Source organism: Amycolatopsis sp. TNS106, assembly GCF_019330265.1.
GTDB lineage: Bacteria > Actinomycetota > Actinomycetes > Mycobacteriales > Pseudonocardiaceae > Amycolatopsis > Amycolatopsis lurida.
In genome coordinates, this window is record NZ_CP024972.1 from 1432508 (window position 1) to 1454702 (window position 22195).

A 22195-nucleotide genomic window follows, 5' to 3' on the forward strand; every position below is an offset into this window, starting at 1 on the left:
TGGCGTTTCGGGTTAGAACCCGAAACGCCACTCACGACCCACGTGAGGGTCAGGCCTTGGTGATCGGCTGCTGCAGCTCGGTGACCCACTTGTCCCCGTCCTCCGGGCATTCGAGGTAGAACTCCCGTGCCGGGCCGCTCGCGCGGTACCCGTGGGCGTCGACCCACTTCGCCAGTGCCTGGTAGCTGGAGAGCACGGTCGCCATCGAACCTCGGTGCAGGATCGTCGCCGCGGTCGCGACTTCGGCGAGGCGGACCGTCGAGAATCCTTCCGTGCCATCGGTTTCGGCCGCGATCGGGACCGCGGCGTGGATCCGCACTCGCTCGCCGTCGGCGTCGTCTTCGTAGTAGGCGATGAGCGGGCCGGACGGCGTGATCGGGCCGAGCGCGCCGAACAACTCCTTGTAGAGCCCTTGCACGACGGGCCCGATCTCGTCGTTCACGTAACCGCCCGCCGTCCCGGTCAGCTCGGCGACGCGCACCGCGGGCAGGCTTTTGACGACGACGTCTTCAGAAGGCATGGTTCCCTCGCTTTCGATCGACCGGAGCCTCGCTTCGACAGCCTTGAGCCGCGCCTCGTCGGCCGCGATGGCCGCTTCGAGTTCGGCGCGGCGCAGCCGCAGCATTCCGCGCAGCTCGTCCGCGCCGATCTCCGCGTCGAGGATCTCCTGCACCTGGGTGAGGGTGAAACCGAGATCCTTGAGCGCGATCACCCGGTTGAGCCGGGCCAGCTGCTCGCCGGTGTAGGACCGGTAACCGCTGAACGGGTCGACGTGGGCAGGGCGCAGCAGCCCGATGGCGTCGTAGTGACGCAGCATGCGGACCGACACCCGGCCGTGCTTGGCGAAATCTCCGATACTGAACATGACGACTCCCAGCGCACAGCCTGACACGGTGTCACAGTCAAGCGCTCATCGCACGAGCCGGAAGAACGACCGCACCTCCTCGGTGAACACAACGGGCTGTTCGAGGGCCGCGAAGTGGCCGCCCCGGTCCAGTTCGTTCCAGTACCGGATGTCGGTGAACCGGCGCTCCGCCCAGCGGCGGGACGGGCGCGGGGTCTCGCGCGGGAAGATCGAACAGCCGGTCGGCACGGTGATCGTGTCCACAGTGGATTCGGCGAACCAGCTCGACACCTCGCCGAAACTCTCCCAGTACAACCGGGCGGACGAGGCGCCGGTGCCGGTCAGCCAGTAGAGCGTGATGTCGTCGAGCATCGCGTCGCGGCTCAGCGCGTTCTCCGGATGGCCGCCGCAATCGGTCCACGCCTGGAACTTCTCGACGATCCACGCGCACAGGGCGACCGGCGAGTCGGCCAGCGCGTAGCCGATGGTCTGCGGCCTCGTCGCCTGCTGGATCGCGTAACCCGAACCGTCGGCCTTGGCGCTTTCGAGGTCGGCGAGCGACTTCCGTTCGGATTCGGTCAGGTCGTCGAACGTCGCCGGGTCCGGTGCCGCCAGCGGGGGGTTGAGGTGGATCCCGGCCAGCCGCTCGGGCGCCGTCCGGCCCATGAGCGTGGTGACGCTGGTGCCCCAATCGCCGCCCTGGGCGCCGTAGCGCTCGTAGCCCAGGCCGTCCATGAGGCGGATCCACGCGTCGGCGATGCGCTGGATCGTCCAGCCGGCCCGTGCGGGTTTGTCGCTGAAGCCGTACCCGGGCAGGGATGGGACGACGACGTGGAACGCGTCGGCCGCGTGGCCGCCGTGGGCAACCGGATCGGTGAGCGGGCCGAGCACGTCGAGGAATTCGAAGACCGAACCCGGCCAGCCGTGCGTGAGCACCAGCGGCAGCGCGTCCGGATGCGGGGAGCGGACGTGCAGGTAGTGGATGCCGAGTCCGTCTATTTCGGTCCGGAACTGGGGGAACGCGTTGAGCCGGGATTCCGCGGTCCGCCAGTCATGACGCCCGGCCCAGTACGAGCACAGTTCGCGCAGGTAGGCGGCGGGTACGCCCTGCGACCAGTCGTCGACGGTCTCGTCTTCGGGCCAGCGGGCACGGCGGATCCGATCCCGGAGGTCTTCGAGATCGGCCTCCGGGATCCGGGCTTGGAACGGCGTGCTGTCCATGCCGGCTGACGTTAACGAGGGGGTCCGACATTTCCTCGGTCCGGCGGTGTGCTGTCCGTTGACCGAGGACAGGTCAGCGGGCTATTCTCGATATACGAAAGAAAGTTTCCGCATAGCGAAATTGCAGAGGTTTTGATGGCTGATCTTGCCGGTTCGCGTCATGCGCTGCCGTACGTGCTGAACCTGTCGCTGGTCTTCACCGAGCTGCCGCTGCTCGACCGTGCGGAGGCGGCGCGCGCGGCGGGCTTCACCGCGGTGGAGTATTGGTGGCCCTTCGAGACGCCGGTGCCGGACGACGCCGAGGTCGACGCCTTCGTGGCGTCGGTCGAGCGGGCTGGCGTCGCGGTGACCGGGCTGAACTTCTTCCCCGGAGACATGGCGGGCGGCGACCGAGGCCTGGTCACCTGGCCCGGCCGTGAGGACGAGTTCGCCCGCGGTATCGCCTCGGCGATCGACCTTGGCGAGCGGCTCGGCTGCCGCCGGTTCAACGCGTTGTACGGCAACCGGATCGACGGCGCGGACCCGGCCGGGCAGGACAAGCTCGGCCTCTCGAACCTGGCGCTCGCGTCGGACGCGGCCGCACGGGTAGGCGCGGAGATCGTCCTTGAGCCGCTGTCGGGGGCGGAGAAGTACCCGCTCAAGACCGCGGACGACGTACTGAAGGTGCTCGACGAACTCGGGCGGGACAACGTGAAGCTGCTGGCCGACCTGTACCACCTGGCGGTCAACGGTGACGACCTCGACACGGTCACGACCGTCCACACCGGACGGATCGGCCATGTGCAGATCGCCGATGCCCCAGGGCGGCACCAGCCGGGGACCGGAACGCTGGACATCGAGGGATACCTGGAAAAGCTACAGACTGCGGGCTACCGCGGGCAGGTCGGCGTGGAGTACAAGCCCGACGGGCCGAGCGCGGATTCGCTGTCGTGGCTGCCTTTCGAACGAAGGGGACTGGCATGACCAAGCTGGGATTCATCGGCCTGGGGATCATGGGCGGGCCGATGGCGGGACATCTCGTCGCCGCCGGTCACGAGGTGAGCGGATTCGACACGAACACCGACGCGCTCGCGAGGCTGGAGGCCGTGGGTGGCCGGGCCGCGAACGGGGTGACGGACGCCGTGGCGGGCGCGGAGGTCGTCATCACCATGCTGCCGAACCACCCGCAGGTCGAGGCCGTCGTGCTCGCGGCGGGCGGGGTGCTGGAGTCGGCGAAACCGGGCACCCTGCTGATCGACATGAGCACCATCCGGCCGGAGACCTCCATCGAGGTGGCCGAGCGGGCGGCCGAACACGAGATCCGGGTGCTGGACGCGCCCGTTTCCGGTGGCCAGGCCGGGGCCGAGCAGGCAGCACTGTCCATTATGGCCGGTGGCGATGCCGAAGACTTCGCCGCGGCGCTCCCGATCCTGGAGTCGGTCGGCAAGACGATCGTGCACGTCGGGCCGCACGGCGCCGGCCAGGTCGTCAAGGCCGCGAACCAGCTGGTGGTCGGCGGGACCTACGGGCTGATCGCCGAGGCCATCGTGCTGCTCGAAGCCTCCGGTGTGGACGCCGGTGTCGGGCTGGACGTCCTCGCGGGCGGCCTGGCGGGCAGCCGGATCCTCGAACTCAAGCGGAAGTCCATGGTGGCGCGGGAATTCGCGCCGGGCTTCCGGATCGACCTGCACCACAAGGACATGGGCATCGCGCTCGCCGCCGCCAGGCAGGCCGAGGTCGCGCTGCCGCTCACCGGGCTGGTCGCCCAGCTCGTCGCCGCCGGACGGGCGATGGGCCACGGCTCGCTCGATCACTCGGCGCTGCTGAAGGTCGTAGAAACGCTGTCCGGCGCGGAAAACAAGGAGTGACGCATGCCCAGAATCCCCGCCATGCAGGCCGTCGTCGACGTCCTGGTCAGTGAGGGCGTCGACACCGCGTTCGGCTGCCCCGGCGCCGCGATCCTCCCGCTGTACCACGCGATGCAGGGCAGCGGCATCGAGCATCTGATCGTGCGCCACGAAGAGGGCGCGACCCATATGGCCGACGGCTGGGCGAGGACCACCGGCAACGTCGGCGTCGCGATCGGCACCTCCGGGCCCGCCGGGACGAACATGATCACCGGCCTCTACACCGCGCAGGCCGACTCGATCCCGATCCTGTGCATCACCGGGCAGGCCGACTCGCGGAAGCTGCACACCGAGGCGTTCCAGGCCGTCGACATCGTCGAGATCGCCAAGCCGGTGACGAAATGGGCCGTGCAGGTCAAGGAGGCGGCCCAGCTGCCGTGGGTGTTCCGGGAGGCGTTCCGGATCGCGCGGTCCGGCCGTCCGGGACCGGTGCTGATCGACCTGCCGATCGACGTCCAGCGGCAGGAGATCGAGTGGGACTCCAGTATCGACTCGCCGCTGCCGGTCACCAGGGCGATGCCGTCACCGGCCAGGGTCGAGCGAGCGCTGGACCTGCTGCTGGCCGCCGAACGGCCGCTGATCCTCGCCGGCGGCGGCGTGGTGCTCGGCGACGCGAGCGACCGGCTGCGGACCGCGGCCGAACTGCTCGGTGTTCCGGTCGGCGTGACGTTGATGGGCAAGGGGACCTTCCCCGAGGACCACGAACTGTTCGCCGGCATGGCGGGTATCCAGACCTCGCAGCGGTGGGCGAACGCGGCCTTCCTCGAAGCGGATCTGGTGCTGGCGCTGGGCGCGCGGTTCGGCGACCGGCACACCGGTGACCTCGACGTCTACCGGGGGAACCGGAAGTTCATCCACGTCGACATCGAGCCGACGCAACTGGGCAAGGTGTTCGGGCCGGACCTCGGCATCGTGTCGGACACGGGCGCCTTCCTGGACGCGCTGATCGAGGCGGCGTCGAAGCGTTCGCCGACGCGGGATCGCGCGTGGCCGCGGCGGATCGGCGAGCTCAAGGAGAGCCTGCCGCGCCGCGAGGACTTCGAGGACACGCCGATCAAGGCACCCCGGGTGTTCAAGGAGATCAACGAGTTCTACGGCGAGGACGCCTACTTCGTCACCGCGATCGGGCTCTATCAGATCTGGTCCGGGCAGTTCCAGCGCGCGCACAAGCCACGGCACTACCAGGTGTGCGGCCAGGCGGGTCCGCTCGGCTGGGAGATCCCGGCGGCGATCGGCGTCAAGAAGGCGAAACCGGAGGCCGAGGTCGTCGGCGTCGTCGGGGACTACTCGTTCCAGTTCCTGGTGGAGGAGCTGGCGGTCGCCGCGCAGTACGACGTCGGGTTCGTGCTGATCATGCTGAACAACGAGTACCTCGGGCTCATCCGGCAGGCCGAGACCGGCTACGAGATGAACTTCGAGGTCGACATCCACTACGACAAGATCGGCACGGACAACGTGAAGGTCATGGAGGCCTACGGCTGCTCCGGCACCCGCGTCACCGAGCCGGGCGAGATCCGGTCTTCGCTGGAGTGGGCGCGCAAGGAGGCCGAGCGGACTTCGCGGCCGGTGCTGGTGGAGATCATGATCGAACGCGAAGCGAACGCCGCGATGGGCAAGGCGCTCGACAGCGTCGTCGAGTTCGAACCGATCGCGGGCTGATGACGGTGTCCCGGCGGCCCGCCCGCCGGGACACCGTCATGCGGTCAGGCCTTGCTCTGGTCGTTGCTCAGCCACTTCTCCGGCCGGACGCGGACCAGCACGGAGTTGTCGCTGAGCGCGCCGTCGACGTACTTCGTGCCCTCTTCGCCGGGCAGGTAGCGCTGCGCGATCTTCAGCGCCTGCTCCCTGGTCGGCGGCGCGTCGTTGGCGATGACCGGACCCTCGGCCGTCACGTACTTGTAGGGGAACGTCTCCGTCTGCGCGACCAGGCTGAGCCTGCCCGCCTTCTTGATCGCCTTGTCCTTGACCGAGCCGCCGTCCATCCAGATCAGGAGCTCCCCGCCGGGCTCGTAGTCGTACCAGACCGGCACGGCCAGTGGGGCGCGGCCTTCCCGTTCCACGGCCAAGACCCCGATGTGGACCTCGCTCAGGAAGGCTTCCCGTTCTTCGGCGGTCATGACGAATGACGACATCCGTGTCTCGCTTCTCTCGGTTGGTGAGCTACGAGAAGCGGTAACGCGGCCGGTCTTCGGGACATTCCGGACGCTCGGACTCGTGAGTGGTAAGTACGGTTCTAACCGTCCTTACCACTCACGAGCGTCACGGGGTCGGGGAAGTGGTGGTGCTGGTCGGGGTCGTCTCGCCGGTGTCCCCGGCAGGCGTCGAGGACGGCGGGGCGGAGGACGTGCTGGACGGAGGGGGTGTCGTCGAGGACGGAGGCGTGCTCGAAGGCGGTGTCGACGAGGGAGGTGTCGACGAAGGCGGGGTGCTGGTCGGCTTCGAGGGCGAACTGCTGCTCGGCGGTGTGGTGCTGCTCGGCGGGAGCGACGTACCGGGCTGCGAGGTCGGCGGCGGCGTGGTCGTGCCGGGCGGGGGAGTGCCGGGCAGGGTCGGCACCGGGACCTCACCGCCGGGCGTACCGGCGGCGACGTCCTGGGAGTCGGGAGCGCCGACGGGCACCTGGCTGTCCGGCGTGGTCGCGACGCCGCCGCGGTAGGCGACCGCCCACCGGATCACGGTGTCCACATAGGACAGTGAGTGGTTGTAGCGGTACACGGCCACGCGCTGGGTCTGCTCCGACGTCAGGTCGACACCGCCGGAGCAGAGGTACCGGCCCGAGGCCAGCGTCGCGTCGTAGATGTTGTTCGGGTTCGACTCGCCGTCGCCGTTGCCGTCGGAGGCGTAGCCTTTCCACGTCGACGGGATGAACTGCGTCGGGCCGACGGCGCGGTCCCACACCGTGTCGCCGTCGTACTTGCCGCCGTCGGTGTCGGAGATGGCGGCGAACGGCCCGGCGCCGTTGAGCTGCGGGCCGAGGATCGGTTCGAGGGTGTTGCCCTTCGCGTCGACGTAACCGCCGCGCGCGTGATTGGACTCGATGCGGCCGATACTCGCGATCAAAGCCCAGTCGATGTGGCAGCCGGGCAGTTCCTTCGCGAGGATGTCGGCCGCGTTCTTGTAGGCCTTCATCATGCTGGCGGGGATGCCGAGCGCGCCTGACGGCGCGAACGCGCCGCCGACGTTGCCGCTGTGACCGGGGACGGTCAGCGGGTCCGGCGTCGGCGGCTGGGGGAGGCTGCCGTCGACGGCGATCTCCGGGACCGTGCCCGCCGGCGGTTGCCAGGCCGCGGCCTGGTTCTGCGGCGCGACCGGTTTCGGCGCGGCGACCGGGGCGTCCGGGCCCGACGACGCGGTGACCGCGGGCAGGACGGCGAGCGCGCCACCGGCGAGCGCGAAGGCCGTCCGGTGCCGGGCGGACAACTTGTCCGTCTGTCGAGGGCGGTGCTTCGGCATGTTCTCTCCCGCTAGGTCGACTCCGGGCAAAACTATCCGATACAACCGAATTTCGGGGACGACGCAACGAAAAACCCGCGAACCTGTCGAGTTTTCGTCCGCCCGGCACAAGACCTTCGTAGTGAAGTTGTCAATTTCACGCTGAGTTCACCGAAACGTCAGCAGAATCCTCGCTCGCTCCGCGGCGGTGGTCTGAACCGCGTGCAAAGATACCTTTGCACAATCTTCTTTGCACGGCTACGTTGGTGTCATGACCGGTCCGCCGCCACCCGAAGAGATCGCCGACGCCGCCGTGCTGAAGGCGGTGATGCATCCGCTGCGCCGCCGGATCATGGAGGCGCTGGGGCGCGGACCCGCGACGGCGACGAAGCTGGCCAAGGAACTGAGGGAGAGTTCGGGCGCGACCAGCTACCACCTGCGGGAACTGGCGAAATACGACTTCGTCGACGAGGCGCCGGAACTCGCCCACGGCAAGGAGCGCTGGTGGCGGGCCCGGCCGCGCGACATCCGCTGGCCCCGGCACAGCGAGCAGAACGACGAGATGCGCGCCGTGTTCGACGAGGCCCAGCGCGCCGCGTTCACCGAGGACCTCCAACAGCTGGCGCGTTTCCTCGAGCGGCGCGGTGAGCTGGGCGAATGGGGTGACGCGCTGGTGTTCTCACGCGGCTCGGTCCAGCTGAACCTCGAAGAGCTCAAGGAGTTCTTCGACGAGTACCTGGATCTGCTGCGCCGCTATTGGCGGCCGGAACCCGGCCCGGGCGCGCGGAAGGTGCTCGTGCGCTGGACGGCGTTCCCGGACGCCGACGGGGAGGTGAGGGAAGGGAAGTGAAAAGCCGGCGGGAGAGCGGCCACTCGACCACCGGTATCGCGTCACCACGCCGGACGGCGTGTCTTCACGAACGACTCCACAGACAAGGGGGAGCAGCATGCTGCTCTGGAAGAGAATCGCGGCCGTCTGCGCCGCGGCGAGCCTGCTCGCGGCGGGGACCGCGGCGGCCGCGCAACCGCCGGATGGGGCATCCCGGCCGGACGCCACCATCCGCTACACCGAATTCGGTATCCCGCACATCGTCGCGAACGACTGGGTGAACCTGGGCTTCGGACAGGGGTTCGCCGCGGCCAAGGACAACATCTGCGCGATCGCGGACGTCGCGGTCACGACGCGGGCCGAGCGTTCCCGCTTGCTCGGGCCGGACGCGCCGCCGACGAGCGGGGTGAGCCAGGCGAGCACGAACCTCGCGAGCGACCTGTACTTCCAAGGTCTGAACGAAAGCGGCGTGATCGAGCGGCTGCTGTCGGAACCGGCGCCGCGCGGGCCGTACCGAGAGGTCCGCGAACTGATCCGCGGCTACGTCGAGGGAGTCAACAAGTACCTCCGCACCGGCGAGATCACCGATCCCGCCTGCCGGGACGCCGGTTGGCTGAAGCCGATCACCGAACTCGACGTCTACCGGCACAGTCACGCGGTCGGCATGATCTTCGGCCAGGGCGGTGTCGCGGACTCGATCACCGCGTCACTGCCGGGCGCCCCGCCGGCGGGTGATGGCACCGAAGAGATGCTCGGCGGGACCGGGGTCGGCAGCAACGCGATCGCGGTCGGTTCGGCCGCGTCGGCGAACGGACGTGGCGTCTCGCTGGCCAACCCGCATCTGCCCTGGCAACTGAGCGGGACCAGGCTGTGGCAGTCACAGCTGACGCTGCCCGGCAAGCTCGACGTCAGTGGCGCCGGTATCCCCGGCATCCCGCTCATGTGGCTGGGACACAACGAAACCGCCGCCTGGAGCGGAACCGCCACCGACACGACGCGCACGTACACGCTGTTCGAGCTGAAGCTCGTGCCCGGCTCGCCGACGACGTACCTGGTCGACGGGAAGCCCGAGCGGATGCGCCGCCACGACGTGAGTGTCCTGTCGCGCAAGGCAGACGGGACCCTGGAGCGAGTCGTACGTCCACAGTGGACGACACGGTACGGTCCGGTGACGACTCGCCTGGGGCAGCGGGAACTGCCGTGGACGGCAGCGACCGCGTACGCCATCGCGGACGCCAACGCCACGAACCTCGGGATGACGAACTCGATGTTCGCGATCGCGCGCGGCCGGACGGCGGGGGAGATGATCGGCGCGGTCCGCGAAACCCAGGGGCTGCCGTGGATGAACATCCTCGCCACCGACGATCGCGGCCGGGTGGAGTTCAGCCAGATCCACGGGGTCCCGCATGTCACCGACGAGAAGGCGGCGCGTTGCAACACGCCGCTGGGGAAGGAAATGTTCGAAGCCGACGGCGTCGCGGTGCTCGATGGCGCGAAGACGGCCTGCGCGTGGGGCCGGGATCGCGACGCGCTGCGGCCCGGCGTCTTCGGCCCGTCCAGCCTGCCGAGCCTGAGCCGGTCCGATTACGTGGCCAACTCGAACGACAGCTACTGGCTGCCCAACCCCGCGGCGCCGAAAACCGGTTTCCCCCGGATCGTGGGACCGGTCCGCTACGAACAGAACCTGCGGACACGGGGCGGCTTCGTCGAGATCGCCGATCAGCTGAAGAAGGGCGGCTTCACCGGGCAAGCGATGCGGGACCTGATGTTCTCGCACCGGGACCACGCCGCCGAACTCGTCCGTGCCGACGTCGTCGCGATGTGCCGCACGATGCCGGGGCTCGAGGCCGCGTGCGCCGCGCTGGCGGCCTGGGACGGCCGTTCGGACGCGGACAGCCGGGGCGCGCTGCTGTTCGACCGGTTCTGGTCGGCCGTGGACCGCAGGGGATCGTCGATCTGGAAGGTTCCGTTCGACGCCAAGGATCCGGTCCACACGCCGAACACCCTCGACACGGGTAACGCGGTGATCCGCAAGGCGTTTTCCGACGCCGTCGCGGAGTTGCGAGCGGCGAAGATCCCGTTCGACGCACCGTACGGCGACAACCACTACGTCGTCCGTGACGGCCGGAAGATCCCGCTGGGCGGGGGAACCGCGGGCCGCGGTGTCTACGACTCCTTGGGCGGGCCATGGGATCCGGCCCGTGGGTACACCGAGTTCACGCACGGCGGGACGTACCTGCACGTCGTGGCGTTCGACGGGACCGGCTGCCCGGACACGACGACGTTGCTGACCTACTCACAGTCCGCGAACCCGGAGTCGGCACACCACAGCGACCAGACGGAGTTGTACTCGCGCAAGCGATGGGTCACCGAACGGTACTGCGAGAAGGACATCCTCGCGTCGCCGTCGCTGGAGGTCGTCCGGGTGAGCAGGCGATGATCGCCGCCTTGCTCGCGGCCGTCGTGGCGGTCTCGTCACCACTGCCCGCCGCGGCTCCGGACGGCGAAGTCTCGTTCACCAGCCACGGAGTCACCTTGCGGGGGACGGTGGTCGCGCCGGAGGGCGGCGGCCCGGCGCCGGGCATCGTCATGGTGCACGGATCCGGCGAACACGACCGGGACGACTACCGTGCCGAGGCGGAATCCTTCGCGAAGGCGGGGATCGCGACCCTGATCTACGACAAGCGGACCGAGGGCTATTCGCTGTTCGAACGGGACTACTCGGTCCTGGCCGACGACGCTCTCGCCGCCGTCCAGGCGCTGCGCTCGCAGCCGGGAGTGGATCCGGCTCGCGTCGGGGTGTGGGGCCTGAGCGAAGGAGGCTGGGTCGCGCCGCTGGCCGCGTCGAAATCGAAGGACGTCGCCTTCGTGGTCACCGTCGGTGCCAACGGCGTCTCGCCCGACCGTCAGCAGTCGTGGGCCTTCGAGACCTACCTGCGCCGCGGCGGGGTCACCGGTTCGATGGTGGACATGGTGTCGTCGACGAACATGCGCACCCTCGCCGGTGCGGGAGTGTTCCCCGAGGCCGGATACGACCCGGTCCCGGTGCTGGAGAAGGTGCGGCAACCGGTGCTGGGGCTGTGGGGTGAACTGGATCGGCTCACCCCGCCCGGCGAGGCCGTCCGGATCTTCCGGGAGACGCTGGACCGAGCCGGAAACCGGCAGTACACGCTGAAGGTGTTCCCGCAGGCCCAGCACGGGCTCCGGCGGACGACCGACGGTTTCGACAAGCTCGACGGTTTCGCTCCCGGCTACCTCGACCTCGTCGCGAACTGGGTGAACGGGGCGAAGGACGGGCCGTCCGCCGATCCGCCTCCGGTCCAGGCGAGCCAAAGTGCCGCACTGGCACCCCTCGCCTGGTACGAGGCGCCGTGGGCGCAGATCGGGGTCTGGGCGCTGGCGTTGCTGGCGTTCGCGGCCTACCCGGTGACCGCGCTGTTCCGCCGTCGCAAGGAGGTTCCGCTCGCCAGACCCGCGCGCTGGCTGGCGTCGGCAGGCCTGCTCGGCACGGTGGGATTCCTCGTCTACTACGTCGTGCTGACGACGGGGGCGGCGATGGCGCCGGGTCCGGTCCTTTTCGGACGGACGTTGCCGTGGCTCGCGTTGCAGCTGATCGCGGTGGGGGTCGTCGTCGCCGGGGCGGTGACCGCGGTTTCGTGGTGGCGGAAGAAGGAACGCGGGGGAGTACGGGTCGGCCTGCTGCTGGCCGGGACCGTGCTGTTCGTCCCGTGGGCCGTCCATTGGGGACTGCTGGTGCCGTGAAATGAGCCTGGGTGCCGGACGGCCACCCGGCACCCAGGCGAACGGAAGCCGCGTCACCACGCCCGAGGGCGTGTCTTCACGAACGGACCTCCGGGTCAGAAGATACTCAGGACTTCGGGGTGACGGCGAACCGGCGCAGTTCCAGTGCCGGGTTCTTGGCGCGCACCTCGGAGATCCGCTCGGCGGAGACCTCGCCGGTCGCGGTGCCGGTGCGCTCGCCGAGCGAGGCGACGACGACGCCCATCGGGTCGACGATCATGCTGTGCCCCGAACCCGCCGGAGCGGCCTGCCCGGCCGCGACGAGGTAGATCGTGTTCTCGATCGCCCTGGCCCGGACCAGGGTGGTCCAGTGGTCCTCCTTGAGCGGACCGGGCATCCACTCCGCGGGCAGCAGCACCGCGTCCGCGCCCGCGTCGACCAGACGGCGGGTGACCTCCGGGAACCTCAGGTCGTAGCAGGTCTGGAGACCGAAGGTGATCCCGTCGACCTCGAACGTCTCCGGGGCTTCGATGTCGCCGGGCCGGACCAGTTCCGATTCGCGGAAACCGAAGGCGTCGTACAGGTGCAGCTTGCGGTAGAGCGCGGCGATCGCGCCGTCGGGGCCGGCCGCGACCAGCGTGTTCGAGATCCGCTCGCCGCCGGGGAGCGCTTCGTTGATGCCCGCGACGACGGTGATCTGACGGTCCTTCGCGAGGCCGCGCAGTTCGGTGACGAACGGCCCGTCGAGTTCTTCGGCCGAGGTCACGAATTCCCGGCTCATCGTCGGTACGGTGAACAGCGAGTACTCGGGCAGGGCGACCACCCGCGCACCGCGGTCGGCCGCTTCGCCGACGAGGGAGGCGACTCGGGCGAGGTTGGCCTCTTTGTCGTTGCCGGGCGCGAACTGCGCCACCGCGACGTGCACCATGGGACCCCTTCCAATCAGTGGAACTCTTGTATACATGATGGATACTTGGCGGGTCCAGGTGTAGGCTCTGTCGCGGAAAGTGACGGAATAGAGGGGGAACGAGATGACTGTGACCGCCGAAGGGGGCGGCCCGGCGCGCGAGCGGGTCTACACGTGGCTGCGCGACGGAATCATCTCGGGCGAGCTGGAAGGCGGCCGCTTCCTCGACGAAATGTGGGTTTCCGGCGTCGTCGGCGTCTCGAGGACCCCGGTGCGCGAGGCGTTCCACCGCCTGGCCGCCGAGCGGTTCATCAGCCTCTTGCCCCGCAAGGGCGCCCAGGTGCGCACGGTCACCGCCCGGGAACTGGAAGAGGTCTACCAGAGCAGGCGGCTGATCGAAGGGCACGCCATCGCCGCGCTCTGCGCGAACCGGGCGGGCGCTCCCGCCGAACTGCCGGAACTCATCGAAGCGATGGCGAGTGCCGGTGCCGAACGCGACTGGTTCGCCGTTTCGGGGTTCGACCGCCGGTTCCACCGCGCCATCGTGAACGCCGCGGGCAACACCGTCCTGACCGAGCTGTACGACACGCTCCGGTCACGGCAGCAGCGGGTCACGGTCCGCGCGCTGGAGGCACGCCCGGAACGGCTGACCGTGATCAACGCGGAACACCGGGCGCTGGTCGCGGCCCTGAACGACCACGACGCGAAAGAGGCGTCGCGGTTGCTGGAGGATCATTTGCGCCCGGTGTCCGAGGTGATGTCGGTGCTGCCTCAGGAAGGCTGACCCGGCTGGTCGCGCGTGGAGCAGTGGATCCCGCCGCCGCCCGCGGCGATGGCCGAGATCTTCACCGGCACGATCTCGCGGCCGGGGAACTGTTCTCTCAGGATCCGCTGGGCGCGTTCGTCCGCCCTGGCGTCACCGAACTTCGGCACGAAGACCGACTTGTTCGCGACGGAGAAGTTGGCGTACGAGATCACGCTGTCCTCGCCGTAGCCTTCGACCTTGTCCGGGTCCGGCTGGACGAGGTCGATCACCTCGAAGGGTTTGCCGTCGGCGCCGGTGGAGCTCGCGAGCACCGACCTCGCCTGATCGGCCGCACGAGACCAGGAATCGGGCGGGGTCCCGGGCGTGGCCTTGTCCAGGAGTACGACGCCGGGTGCGGTGAACCTGGCCAGGCAGTCGACGTGGGCGTCGGTGATGTCCTCCCCGCGGACGCCCGCGAACCAGATGACCTTCCGGACGCCGAGCACCTTCTTCAATTCGTCTTCGATCTCCTGGCGGCTCCTGCCCTTGTTGCGGTTGTCGTTGACGAGTGAGCTTTCGGTGGCCATCAAGGTGCCGGCACCGTCGGTCTCGAACGAGCCGCCCTCGGCGGTGATCCACGTTTCGATGCGGGCCAGGCCGTACTTGCCCAGTACCGACTTCGCGACGGCGTTGTCCTTGTCGTGCGGATACTGTTTGCCGCCCCAGCCACTGAAGTTGAAGTCGACGCCCGCGACCTTGCCCGCCTCTTCGACGAACATGGGAACGGTGTCGCGCGCCCAGAGGTCGTCGACCGGGATCGGGACGACCTCGACGGTGTCCCCGCAAGCCTGCTGGGCGGCGTCGGCTTGCTCGGGCCGGGCGAGGAGCACCACCGGTTCGAAGTCGGCGATCGCCTTGGCCAGACCTGCGATCTCCTCGCGGACGGCTGGAAGGTCTTCCGCCCAGATCGACTTCGACGCGGGCCAGGACAGGTAGGTGCGGGCGTGACTTTCCCATTCGGCGCCCAGCCTGCGAGCCGCTGCGGCGGCGGGTGCGGAATCGAACACTGTGCACTCCTTGGTCGGGCGGGTGAAGACACGATAACATCCTGACTGAAAATTCAGTCAGGATGAGACCGCTAGGGTGACCACCCGTGTTCGAACGTCAGCAGAAGATCTTGGAAGCGGCCGTGCGGGTGATCGCGCACAGCGGCGTGCGTGGCCTGCGGGTGGAGAAGATCGCGGCCGAGGCCGGGATCTCGACTTCGCTGATCTACTACCACTTCACCAATCGCGCCGGACTGCTCCGGAAGACGCTGGAGTTCGTCAGTAATCGCGCCGCGGCGTACACCGAGGAAGCCGCGGCCGAGGCGGCGGATCCCCGTGCGGAGCTGGAACTCCTGCTGTTCGGGGAACTTCAGGACACCCAGGCCGTGCGGGAGAACAGCACCGCCTGGGGCGAACTACGGGCCAGCGCGGTCTTCACCCCGGAGTTACGCGAACCGCTGGCGGACTCGACGCGGATCTGGGTGAGCGAGGTCGCCGAGGTCATCCGGCGCGTCGACGGTGCCGGGGTCGTGGCCGAAAACGCCGCGGAACGGCTCACCAGCCTCGTCGAAGGACTCAGCGAGCGGTGGCTTTCTGGTTCGATGGAGCTGGAGAGGGCGCGGGAGCTCCTGCGGGGCGCGATCGCGCTGGAACTGGACAGGCTGGGGGCCTGATGGGACTCGAAAAGGTCGTCGCCGTCATGCGGGACAACCTCACCGTCCGGCGCGTCTACGGCGAGCCCGTCGAGAAGGACGGCGTCGTGGTCATCCCGGCGGCGAGCGTGATCGGCGGCGGAGGTGGCGGGCACGGCGCCGAGCAGGACAAGGAAGGCGAGGGTGGCGGTTTCATCCTCGCCGCGCGGCCCGTCGGCGCGTACGTCCTCAAAGGCGGTGAGGTGCGCTGGGTCCCAGCCGTGGACTTGACCTTCCTCGGCGCGGTGTTCGCGGTCACGGTCGCCGCGATCCACCGGCGCCGGCTGTCCCGGCGAGGATCAGCTCGATCCCGGTGAGGAACTGCGCCCGGTCGTCGTGATCGCGGGCTTCGGCGGCGACGGTCCGGAGGAAGGGGAACTCGCCGGGATCGAGGTCCTCCCAGTCGTTCGCCGCCGCGTGGAGGAATTCGGCGCGGTCCACTCCGGGCCCGAGCACCCGAGAGTTCGCCGCGTTCTGGCCCGCGGCGCCGAAGATGTAGTGCACCAGCGCCGAGGTCGCCGTGAACCAGGTGGTTTCGGGGACCCCCAGCGCGCTGACCCGCTGCCCGATGGCTTCGAAGATGCGCGGCGTCACCGAACCCCGAGGGCTGCGGGAAAGCTGGAGAGCGAGCTGCGGGGAAAGCCACGGATGCCGCTCGATCGCTTCGAACAGACCGAGTCCGATGGCCTGAATCTCGTCCTCCGGTGAGCCGCCGGCCTCCACGCTCAGCGCGGCCGCGATGACGGACGCGGTCGCGGCGTCGAGCAGCGCGCCCTTGTTCGGCACATGCCAGTAGATCGCGCCGGGGCCGGTGGCGAGGCGTTCGGTCAGCGTCTTGAAGGTCAGCCCGCGCTCGCCGTCCGCGTCGAGCAGTTCGACGGCGGCCTCGACGATGCGCTCGCGCGACAGTGCCTCCGCGCGTGCCCGTGGTGCCATGCCGGTCATCCTGGCAGAGCGAGGATGACCATCGAGCGGACGCGGACCGGCGGCTTTCGGGTTAGTTTCCCTGTATGGCGAAAAGCTCGGCGGTGGAGATCGAGGTCGGCGACCGGACGGTGCGCGTCTCGAGCCCGGATCGCGTCTACTTCCCGGCACGGGGCGAGACCAAACTCGACCTGGTCCGGTACTACCTCGCCGTCGGCGACGGGATCGTGCGGGCGCTGCGGGAACGGCCGTGCATGCTGCACCGGTTCCCCTCCGGGGTTTCGGGGGAGAAGGTCCATCAGAAACGGGTGCCGAACGGCGCTCCCGACTGGTTGCAGACCGTCCGCGTCGACTTCCCGTCCGGCAGGCACGCCTACGAACTGTGCGTCACCCATCCCGCGGACGTGATCTGGGCGGTGCAGATGTCGACCGTCGAGTTCCACCCGTGGAACTCCCGCCGCGCCGACACCGAACGCCCCGACGAATGGCGGATCGACCTCGACCCGATGCCCGACTGCCCGTTCTCCACCGTGCGGAAGGTCGCCCACACGGTCCGCGAGATCCTGGACGAACTCGGGATCACCGGCTGGCCGAAGACCTCCGGCGGGCACGGCCTGCACGTCTACGTCCGGATCGAGCCGCGCTGGGGTTTCCAGGAGGTCCGCCGGGCCGCGCTCGCCTTCGCGCACGAGGTCGAGCGCCGGATGCCCGGCGAGGTCACCACCACCTGGTGGCGCAAGGACCGCGACCCTTCGAAGCTGTTCGTGGACTACAACCAGAACGCGCGCGACCACACCATCGCGAGCGCGTACTCGGTTCGCGGTGTGCCCGAAGCCGTCGTCTCGACCCCGATCCGGTGGGACGAGATCGACGACGTCGAACCGCGTGAGTTCACCATCGCCACCGTGCCCGCGCGCTTCGCCGAACTCGGCGACCTGCACGCGGGCATCGACGACACGGCGTACTCGCTCGACACCCTGCTGGAGTGGGCGGACCGCGAAGGCCTCGACGCCGACGGCGAGTGACCTCCCCGCATTTAGCCGACTAAATGCGGGTCGGGCTGGGCCGGGGGAGGGGTTGCGAAAGTGGCTTTCGCAACGTGCCCTGCCGCCGCCTCCCCGCGACGCCCGCACCCTTACCTCGGCGCCGCCCTCGGGTGTCGCGAAAGCCACTTTCAAGACATCTGGTGTCCCGAAAGTGGCTTTCGCGACGCGCGTGCGAACCCGCGCCCCTACCGCATTTAGATGACTGATTGCGGCAGGGGCCGGGAGTCACTTGCCGACGTAGGCGGCCAGGTGTTCGCCGGTGAGCGTCGAAGCGCTCGCGACGAGGTCGGACGGGGTGCCTTCGAAGACGATCTTGCCGCCGTCGTGGCCGGCGCCCGGGCCCAGGTCGATGATCCAGTCGGCGTGCGCCATGACCGCCTGGTGGTGCTCGATCACGATCACGGACTTGCCCGCGTCGACGAGCCGGTCCAGCAGGCCGAGCAGATTCTCGACGTCCGCGAGGTGCAGACCGGTGGTCGGCTCGTCGAGCACGTAGACGCCGCCCTTGTCGCCCATGTGCGTCGCGAGCTTCAGCCGCTGCCGTTCACCACCGGAAAGCGTGGTGAGCGGCTGGCCGAGGCTGAGGTAGCCGAGCCCGACGTCGTCGAGCCTGCTGAGGATGGCGTGTGCGGCCGGGATGCGCCCGTCGCCCTCACCGAAGAACTTCACGGCCTCGGACACCGGCATTTCGAGCGCTTCGCTGATGTTCTTGCCACCGAAGGTGTACTCCAGCACCGACGCCTGGAACCGCTTGCCGTCGCATTCCTCGCACGTGGTCGCGGTGCCCGCCATGATGCCGAGGTCGGTGTAGATGACGCCCGCGCCGTTGCAGTTCGGGCAGGCACCCTCGGAGTTGGCGCTGAACAGCGCGGGCTTCACGCCGTTGGCCTTGGCGAACGCCTTGCGGATCGGTTCGAGCAGGCCGGTGTAGGTGGCCGGGTTGCTTCGGCGCGAGCCGCGGATGGGGGTCTGGTCGACCGAAACCACGCCTTCGGCGGCGGGGATCGAGCCGTGGATCAGCGAACTCTTGCCGGAACCCGCGACGCCGGTGACCACGCAGAGGACGCCGAGCGGGACGTCGACGTCCACGTTCCGGAGGTTGTGGCGGTCCGCGCCGCGGATCTCCAGCTTGCCGGTCGGCTTGCGGACGCTGTCCTTGAGCGACGCCCGGTCGTCGAGGTGCCTGCCGGTGATGGTGTCGCTGGCACGCAGGCCTTCGACGGTGCCCTCGAAGCAAATCGTCCCGCCCGCGGTACCCGCGCCGGGCCCGAGGTCGACGACGTGGTCGGCGATGGCGATGGTCTCCGGCTTGTGCTCGACGACCAGCACCGTGTTGCCCTTGTCGCGCAACTGCTGGAGCAGGTTGTTCATCCGCTGGATGTCGTGCGGGTGCAGCCCGATGGTGGGCTCGTCGAAGACGTACGTGACGTCGGTGAGCGAGGAGCCCAGGTGGCGGATCATCTTCGTGCGCTGCGCCTCGCCGCCCGAAAGCGTGCCGGACGGCCGGTCGAGGGAGAGGTAGCCGAGCCCGATGTCGACGAAGGAGTCGAGAGTGTGCTGAAGCTTCTCCAGCAGCGGCGCGACCGACGGCTCCTTGAGCCCGCGGACCCAGTCGGCGAGGTCGCTGATCTGCATCTTGCAGGCGTCGGCGATGTTGATCCGCTTGATCTTCGACGATCGCGCGAGCTCACTGAGCCTGCTGCCGTCGCATTCGGGGCAGGTGGCGAAGGTGACCGCGCGGTCGACGAAGGCGCGGATATGCGGCTGCATCGCCTCGCGGTCCTTGGACAGGAACGACTTCTGGATCGTGGGGATCAGACCCGAGTAGGTCAGGTTGATGCCCTCGATCTTGAGCTTGACCGGCTCCTTGTAGAGCAGGTCGTTCATCTGCCGCTTGGTGTACTTCTTGATCGGCTTGTCGGGGTCGAAGAAGCCGCAGCCGCGCAGGATGCGGCCGTACCAGCCGTCCATGGAGAAGCCGGGGATCGTCAGCGCGCCCTCGTTGAGGGACTTGCTGTCGTCGTACAGCGCGGTGAGGTCGATGTCGTTGACCTGCCCGCGGCCTTCGCAGCGGGCGCACATACCGCCGGTGATACTGAACTCCCGGCGTTCCTTCGTGGTCCGCCCGCTCTTCTCGACGGTCACCGCGCCCGCGCCGGAGATCGACGCGACGTTGAAGGAGAACGCCTGCGGTGAGCCGATATGCGGCTTCCCGAGCCGGCTGAAGAGGATGCGCAGCATGGCGTGGGCGTCGGTGGCGGTGCCGACCGTGGAACGCGGGTCGGAGCCCATCCGCTGCTGGTCGACGATGATCGCCGTGGTCAGGCCGTCGAGCACGTCGACCTCGGGCCGGGCCAGCGTCGGCATGAAGCCCTGCACGAAGGTGCTGTACGTCTCGTTGATCAGCCGCTGCGACTCGGCGGCGATCGTGTCGAAGACCAGGGAGCTCTTGCCCGAACCGGAAACCCCGGTGAACACCGTCAGCCGTCGCTTCGGCAGCTCGACGGCGACGTTCTTGAGGTTGTTCTCGTTCGCACCCAGCACCCGGATCAGGTCGTGGCTGTCGGCCGGGTGCTGCTCGGGCGGCTGCGGCCTGGTGGTCTTGCGCATCTTCTCTCCATCCTCATGGGGGGCCGCGTGCACTGTCCGTCAGCCTCGCCGGGCTCGATCTAACCAGGTTCGAGCCGTTCGTCCTCGTCGATGGTCACGCTAGGTGAGTGCGGGGGCCGCCCGCTTCTCGATTCCTGACCGGTGAAGTTCAGACGCTCCAGCCCTCGCTTTTCGTCGCCTTCAGGTAGTCCTCGACCGGCGGGCCGACCGGCCTGCCCTCGTACTGGGTCGACAGCACCACCGACGACCGGATCTCGCCGTGTTTGCCCAGCCGTTCGAAGAGGCCTTCGAGGTGTTCGAGGGACACGACCCGCACCTTCAGCATGGTGCAGCGATCGCCGCTGAGCCGGTGCAGTTCCACCACCTCGGGGTAGTCCTCCGACTTGCTGGTGCGCAGCATGCAGCTGCCGAGCGAGCAGCGCATCTCGACGAACGCCTGCAGGCCGTACCCGGCCCGACGGGCGTCCACCTGGGCGCGGTACCCGGTGATGACGCCCGCCTCCTCCAGCCGGCGGACTCGGTCGGCGACTGCCGGGGCGGAGAGGTTCACGCGGCGGCCGAGTTCCTTGAACGAGAGGCGCCCGTCGTTCTGGAGCGTTTCGAGGAGCCGCCAGTCGAGGTCGTCCAGCGCCCTTTCCGATCGTAAGGTCATCGCGCCCGGATTCCTTCCATGATGCGCCTCGCACCCCGGCGAGGCCTTCGTCAGCCTATTCGCCGCGGCGCCCGGAATCCTTAGATTTGAATCATGAAACCGATGTTCGCGCTCTTCATGGGCGTCGCCTGTCTCAGTACCGCGGTCGTCGGCCTGTCCACCACGGCGGCGCTGATCGTGGTCGAGCACGCCGGCGCCGCGTGGAGCGGACTGCCGAACGCCGTGCTGGTCCTCGGTTCCGCGGCGGGTTCGCTGTGGTCGGGGGCATTGGCCGCCCGCTACGGCAGGCGGCTCGTCCTGGTGCTGATGTACGGCGCCGCGGTGGCGGGCGCGCTGATCTCGTTCGCCGGCGTGCTCGGCGGATCCGTGCTCGCGCTGGTGGCGGGGATGCCGTTGATCGGCTTCGGCAACAGCGGCGCGCAGCTGTCCAGGTACACGGCCGCCGACCTGTCACCCGAGCACCGCAAGGGATTCGCACTGTCCACAATGGTCTGGGCGGGGACCGTCGGCGCGGTCGCCGGGCCCGCCCTGATCGCACCGGCCGCGGCGAGGGCGGAAGCCGCCGACCTGCCCGCCCTGTCCGGCCCGATCGCGGCGGGCGCGCTCGTCGTGGCCATCGCCGTGATCGCCGTCGCCACCCTGCCGCGCGGCCTCACCGCCCCGGCGGAGGGGGTGCCGCGGCGGGAGCGGATGTCCGTGCGGAACCCGGTGATCCTCGGGCCGCTAGTGGCGATGGTCGGCGCGCAGCTGGCCATGGTGGCGGTGATGACGATGACGCCGGTCCAGTTGCACCAGCACGGTCAGGGACTGGACGTCGTCGGCTGGGTGCTGAGCGCCCATCTGGTCGGCATGTTCGCGCTGGCACCGCTGTCCGGCTGGATCGCCGACCGCTGGGGCGGCCGCGCGGCCATCTTCGGCGGGATCGGCACACTCACCGTCGCGGCGGTCACCGCGATCGGCGCCCCGGATTCGCATCACGTGGGAATCCCGGTCGCGATGTTCCTGCTCGGCTACGGCTGGAACCTGGTGTTCGTCGGCGGCAGCAGCATGCTCAGCCGCGATCTCCCGCCCGCACAGCGGACCAGGGCGCAGGGCACCGTCGACGCCTTCGTCTGGGGGACCTCGGCCGCGGCCAGCCTGCTCGCCGGGCAGCTGTTCGGCCTGGGCGGATACGTTCTGGTCGCCGTCGCGGGCGGACTGTGCGCGCTCGTCCCGCTCGCGGTGATCGGCCGCCGCACGGCCGTGCCGGAACCCGTCGAAAAGGCCGGGCTCCGCTGATCTGCGAAACCCGGGACCTGCCGTCATACTGCTTCACTCCGACACGAACGAACCCGTGATGACGCAGATCACGTGGGTGACCGATTCGGAGGGTCCTAGGGTGAAAGCAGACAAGGTGCGGGAGATCGGGGGTGCAAGATGAGCGAGTTCGCGGTGAATCTGCGGGACCGGGTACGGCAGGCGAGGGAAGACGTCCAGATCGCCAAGCAGGCCTCGGACGAGGACAGGGCTTCGGCCGTCGGCGCCGATCTGGCCAACCTGGAGCGACTGGCCGCCGAGCACGGCGTGGAACTGCCGGAACAGTCTTCGGACGACGTCCGGGCATGACCCGGGTCCCGGGCC

21 protein-coding genes are annotated in these 22195 nt (G+C 69.1%); 12 read left to right on the forward strand and 9 right to left on the reverse strand.

Annotation, left to right across the window (positions count from 1 at the left end):
- Positions 1-49 precede the first annotated feature (49 nt).
- Both CVV72_RS06385 and CVV72_RS06390 read right to left on the reverse strand, forming a co-directional pair.
- Entirely contained in the window at positions 50-865 is an 816-nt protein-coding gene (locus tag CVV72_RS06385; RefSeq protein WP_219151486.1) for a MerR family transcriptional regulator, read from the reverse strand.
- A gap of 45 nt (positions 866-910) precedes the next feature.
- Positions 911-2065: an epoxide hydrolase family protein gene (locus tag CVV72_RS06390; protein ID WP_219151487.1), complete on the reverse strand. Its 1155-nt coding sequence runs from the start codon at positions 2063-2065 to the stop codon at positions 911-913.
- 135 nt (positions 2066-2200) lie between these two features.
- On the opposite strand from CVV72_RS06390, the gene CVV72_RS06395 reads away from it, so the two are divergent.
- Genes CVV72_RS06395 through gcl form a run of 3 tightly spaced genes read left to right on the forward strand, consistent with a single transcriptional unit; the run spans position 2201 to position 5610 of the window.
- Positions 2201-3028, forward strand: coding sequence for a hydroxypyruvate isomerase family protein (locus tag CVV72_RS06395; RefSeq protein ID WP_219151488.1), 828 nt, complete (start codon positions 2201-2203; stop codon positions 3026-3028).
- Positions 3025-3912, forward strand: coding sequence for an NAD(P)-dependent oxidoreductase (locus CVV72_RS06400; protein ID WP_219151489.1), 888 nt, complete (start codon positions 3025-3027; stop codon positions 3910-3912). Before CVV72_RS06395 ends, CVV72_RS06400 begins: the two co-directional genes overlap by 4 nt.
- Before the next feature lie 3 nt (positions 3913-3915).
- On the forward strand, positions 3916-5610 hold the full coding sequence (gene gcl, locus CVV72_RS06405) for a glyoxylate carboligase (protein ID WP_219151490.1): 1695 nt from the start codon (positions 3916-3918) through the stop codon (positions 5608-5610).
- Between the two features lie 44 nt (positions 5611-5654).
- Here the strand turns inward: gcl and CVV72_RS06410 are convergent, their stop codons facing one another.
- Positions 5655-6083: a pyridoxamine 5'-phosphate oxidase gene (locus tag CVV72_RS06410; RefSeq protein WP_219151491.1), complete on the reverse strand. Its 429-nt coding sequence runs from the start codon at positions 6081-6083 to the stop codon at positions 5655-5657.
- Between the two features lie 127 nt (positions 6084-6210).
- Entirely contained in the window at positions 6211-7404 is a 1194-nt protein-coding gene (locus CVV72_RS06415) for a lytic transglycosylase domain-containing protein (protein ID WP_219151492.1), read from the reverse strand.
- A 250-nt stretch (positions 7405-7654) separates the two neighbouring features.
- Here CVV72_RS06415 and CVV72_RS06420 point away from each other — a divergent pair, with 250 nt between their 5' ends.
- From CVV72_RS06420 to CVV72_RS06430, 3 genes are all read left to right on the forward strand, one after another.
- Entirely contained in the window at positions 7655-8233 is a 579-nt protein-coding gene (locus CVV72_RS06420; protein WP_219151493.1) for a helix-turn-helix transcriptional regulator, read from the forward strand.
- Positions 8234-8330: 97 nt separating this feature from the next.
- A complete protein-coding gene (locus CVV72_RS06425) occupies positions 8331-10652 on the forward strand; it encodes a penicillin acylase family protein (protein ID WP_219151494.1) in 2322 nt (773 codons plus the stop codon).
- A complete protein-coding gene (locus CVV72_RS06430) occupies positions 10649-11974 on the forward strand; it encodes a S9 family peptidase (protein WP_219151495.1) in 1326 nt (441 codons plus the stop codon). Before CVV72_RS06425 ends, CVV72_RS06430 begins: the two co-directional genes overlap by 4 nt.
- 106 nt (positions 11975-12080) lie before the next feature.
- Here the strand turns inward: CVV72_RS06430 and CVV72_RS06435 are convergent, their stop codons facing one another.
- Positions 12081-12881, reverse strand: coding sequence for a carbon-nitrogen hydrolase family protein (locus tag CVV72_RS06435; protein WP_219151496.1), 801 nt, complete (start codon positions 12879-12881; stop codon positions 12081-12083).
- Positions 12882-12984: 103 nt separating this feature from the next.
- Here CVV72_RS06435 and CVV72_RS06440 point away from each other — a divergent pair, with 103 nt between their 5' ends.
- Entirely contained in the window at positions 12985-13644 is a 660-nt protein-coding gene (locus tag CVV72_RS06440) for a GntR family transcriptional regulator (RefSeq protein WP_219151497.1), read from the forward strand.
- Here the strand turns inward: CVV72_RS06440 and CVV72_RS06445 are convergent.
- On the reverse strand, positions 13632-14672 hold the full coding sequence (locus CVV72_RS06445; protein WP_255632554.1) for an agmatine/peptidylarginine deiminase: 1041 nt from the start codon (positions 14670-14672) through the stop codon (positions 13632-13634). The genes CVV72_RS06440 and CVV72_RS06445 overlap by 13 nt on opposite strands.
- A gap of 86 nt (positions 14673-14758) precedes the next feature.
- On the opposite strand from CVV72_RS06445, the gene CVV72_RS06450 reads away from it, so the two are divergent.
- Together CVV72_RS06450 and CVV72_RS06455 are read left to right on the forward strand one after the other, a co-directional pair.
- Positions 14759-15325: a TetR/AcrR family transcriptional regulator gene (locus CVV72_RS06450; RefSeq protein ID WP_219151498.1), complete on the forward strand. Its 567-nt coding sequence runs from the start codon at positions 14759-14761 to the stop codon at positions 15323-15325.
- Complete coding sequence (locus CVV72_RS06455; protein ID WP_219151499.1) at positions 15325-15660, forward strand: sporulation protein; 336 nt, start codon at positions 15325-15327, stop codon at positions 15658-15660. Before CVV72_RS06450 ends, CVV72_RS06455 begins: the two co-directional genes overlap by 1 nt.
- Here the strand turns inward: CVV72_RS06455 and CVV72_RS06460 are convergent.
- A complete protein-coding gene (locus CVV72_RS06460) occupies positions 15599-16279 on the reverse strand; it encodes a TetR/AcrR family transcriptional regulator (protein ID WP_219151500.1) in 681 nt (226 codons plus the stop codon). The two genes, CVV72_RS06455 and CVV72_RS06460, sit on opposite strands and share 62 nt — an antisense overlap.
- Positions 16280-16353: 74 nt before the next feature.
- On the opposite strand from CVV72_RS06460, the gene ligD reads away from it, so the two are divergent.
- Entirely contained in the window at positions 16354-17292 is a 939-nt protein-coding gene (ligD, locus tag CVV72_RS06465; RefSeq protein WP_219151501.1) for a non-homologous end-joining DNA ligase, read from the forward strand.
- Between the two features lie 246 nt (positions 17293-17538).
- Here the strand turns inward: ligD and CVV72_RS06470 are convergent, their stop codons facing one another.
- Positions 17539-19923 (reverse strand): excinuclease ABC subunit UvrA, encoded by a 2385-nt coding sequence (locus tag CVV72_RS06470; protein ID WP_219151502.1) that lies wholly within the window; start codon positions 19921-19923, stop codon positions 17539-17541.
- A gap of 148 nt (positions 19924-20071) precedes the next feature.
- On the reverse strand, positions 20072-20575 hold the full coding sequence (locus CVV72_RS06475; RefSeq protein WP_219151503.1) for an Lrp/AsnC family transcriptional regulator: 504 nt from the start codon (positions 20573-20575) through the stop codon (positions 20072-20074).
- A gap of 93 nt (positions 20576-20668) precedes the next feature.
- Here CVV72_RS06475 and CVV72_RS06480 point away from each other — a divergent pair, with 93 nt between their 5' ends.
- Together CVV72_RS06480 and CVV72_RS06485 are read left to right on the forward strand one after the other, a co-directional pair.
- The gene (locus CVV72_RS06480; RefSeq protein WP_219151504.1) at positions 20669-21853 is read left to right on the forward strand and encodes an MFS transporter; all 1185 of its coding nucleotides are present in this window, start codon (positions 20669-20671) and stop codon (positions 21851-21853) included.
- A gap of 138 nt (positions 21854-21991) precedes the next feature.
- Positions 21992-22180, forward strand: a complete 189-nt coding sequence (locus CVV72_RS06485) for a hypothetical protein (protein ID WP_034307657.1) — start codon at positions 21992-21994, stop codon at positions 22178-22180.
- Positions 22181-22195 lie beyond the last annotated feature (15 nt).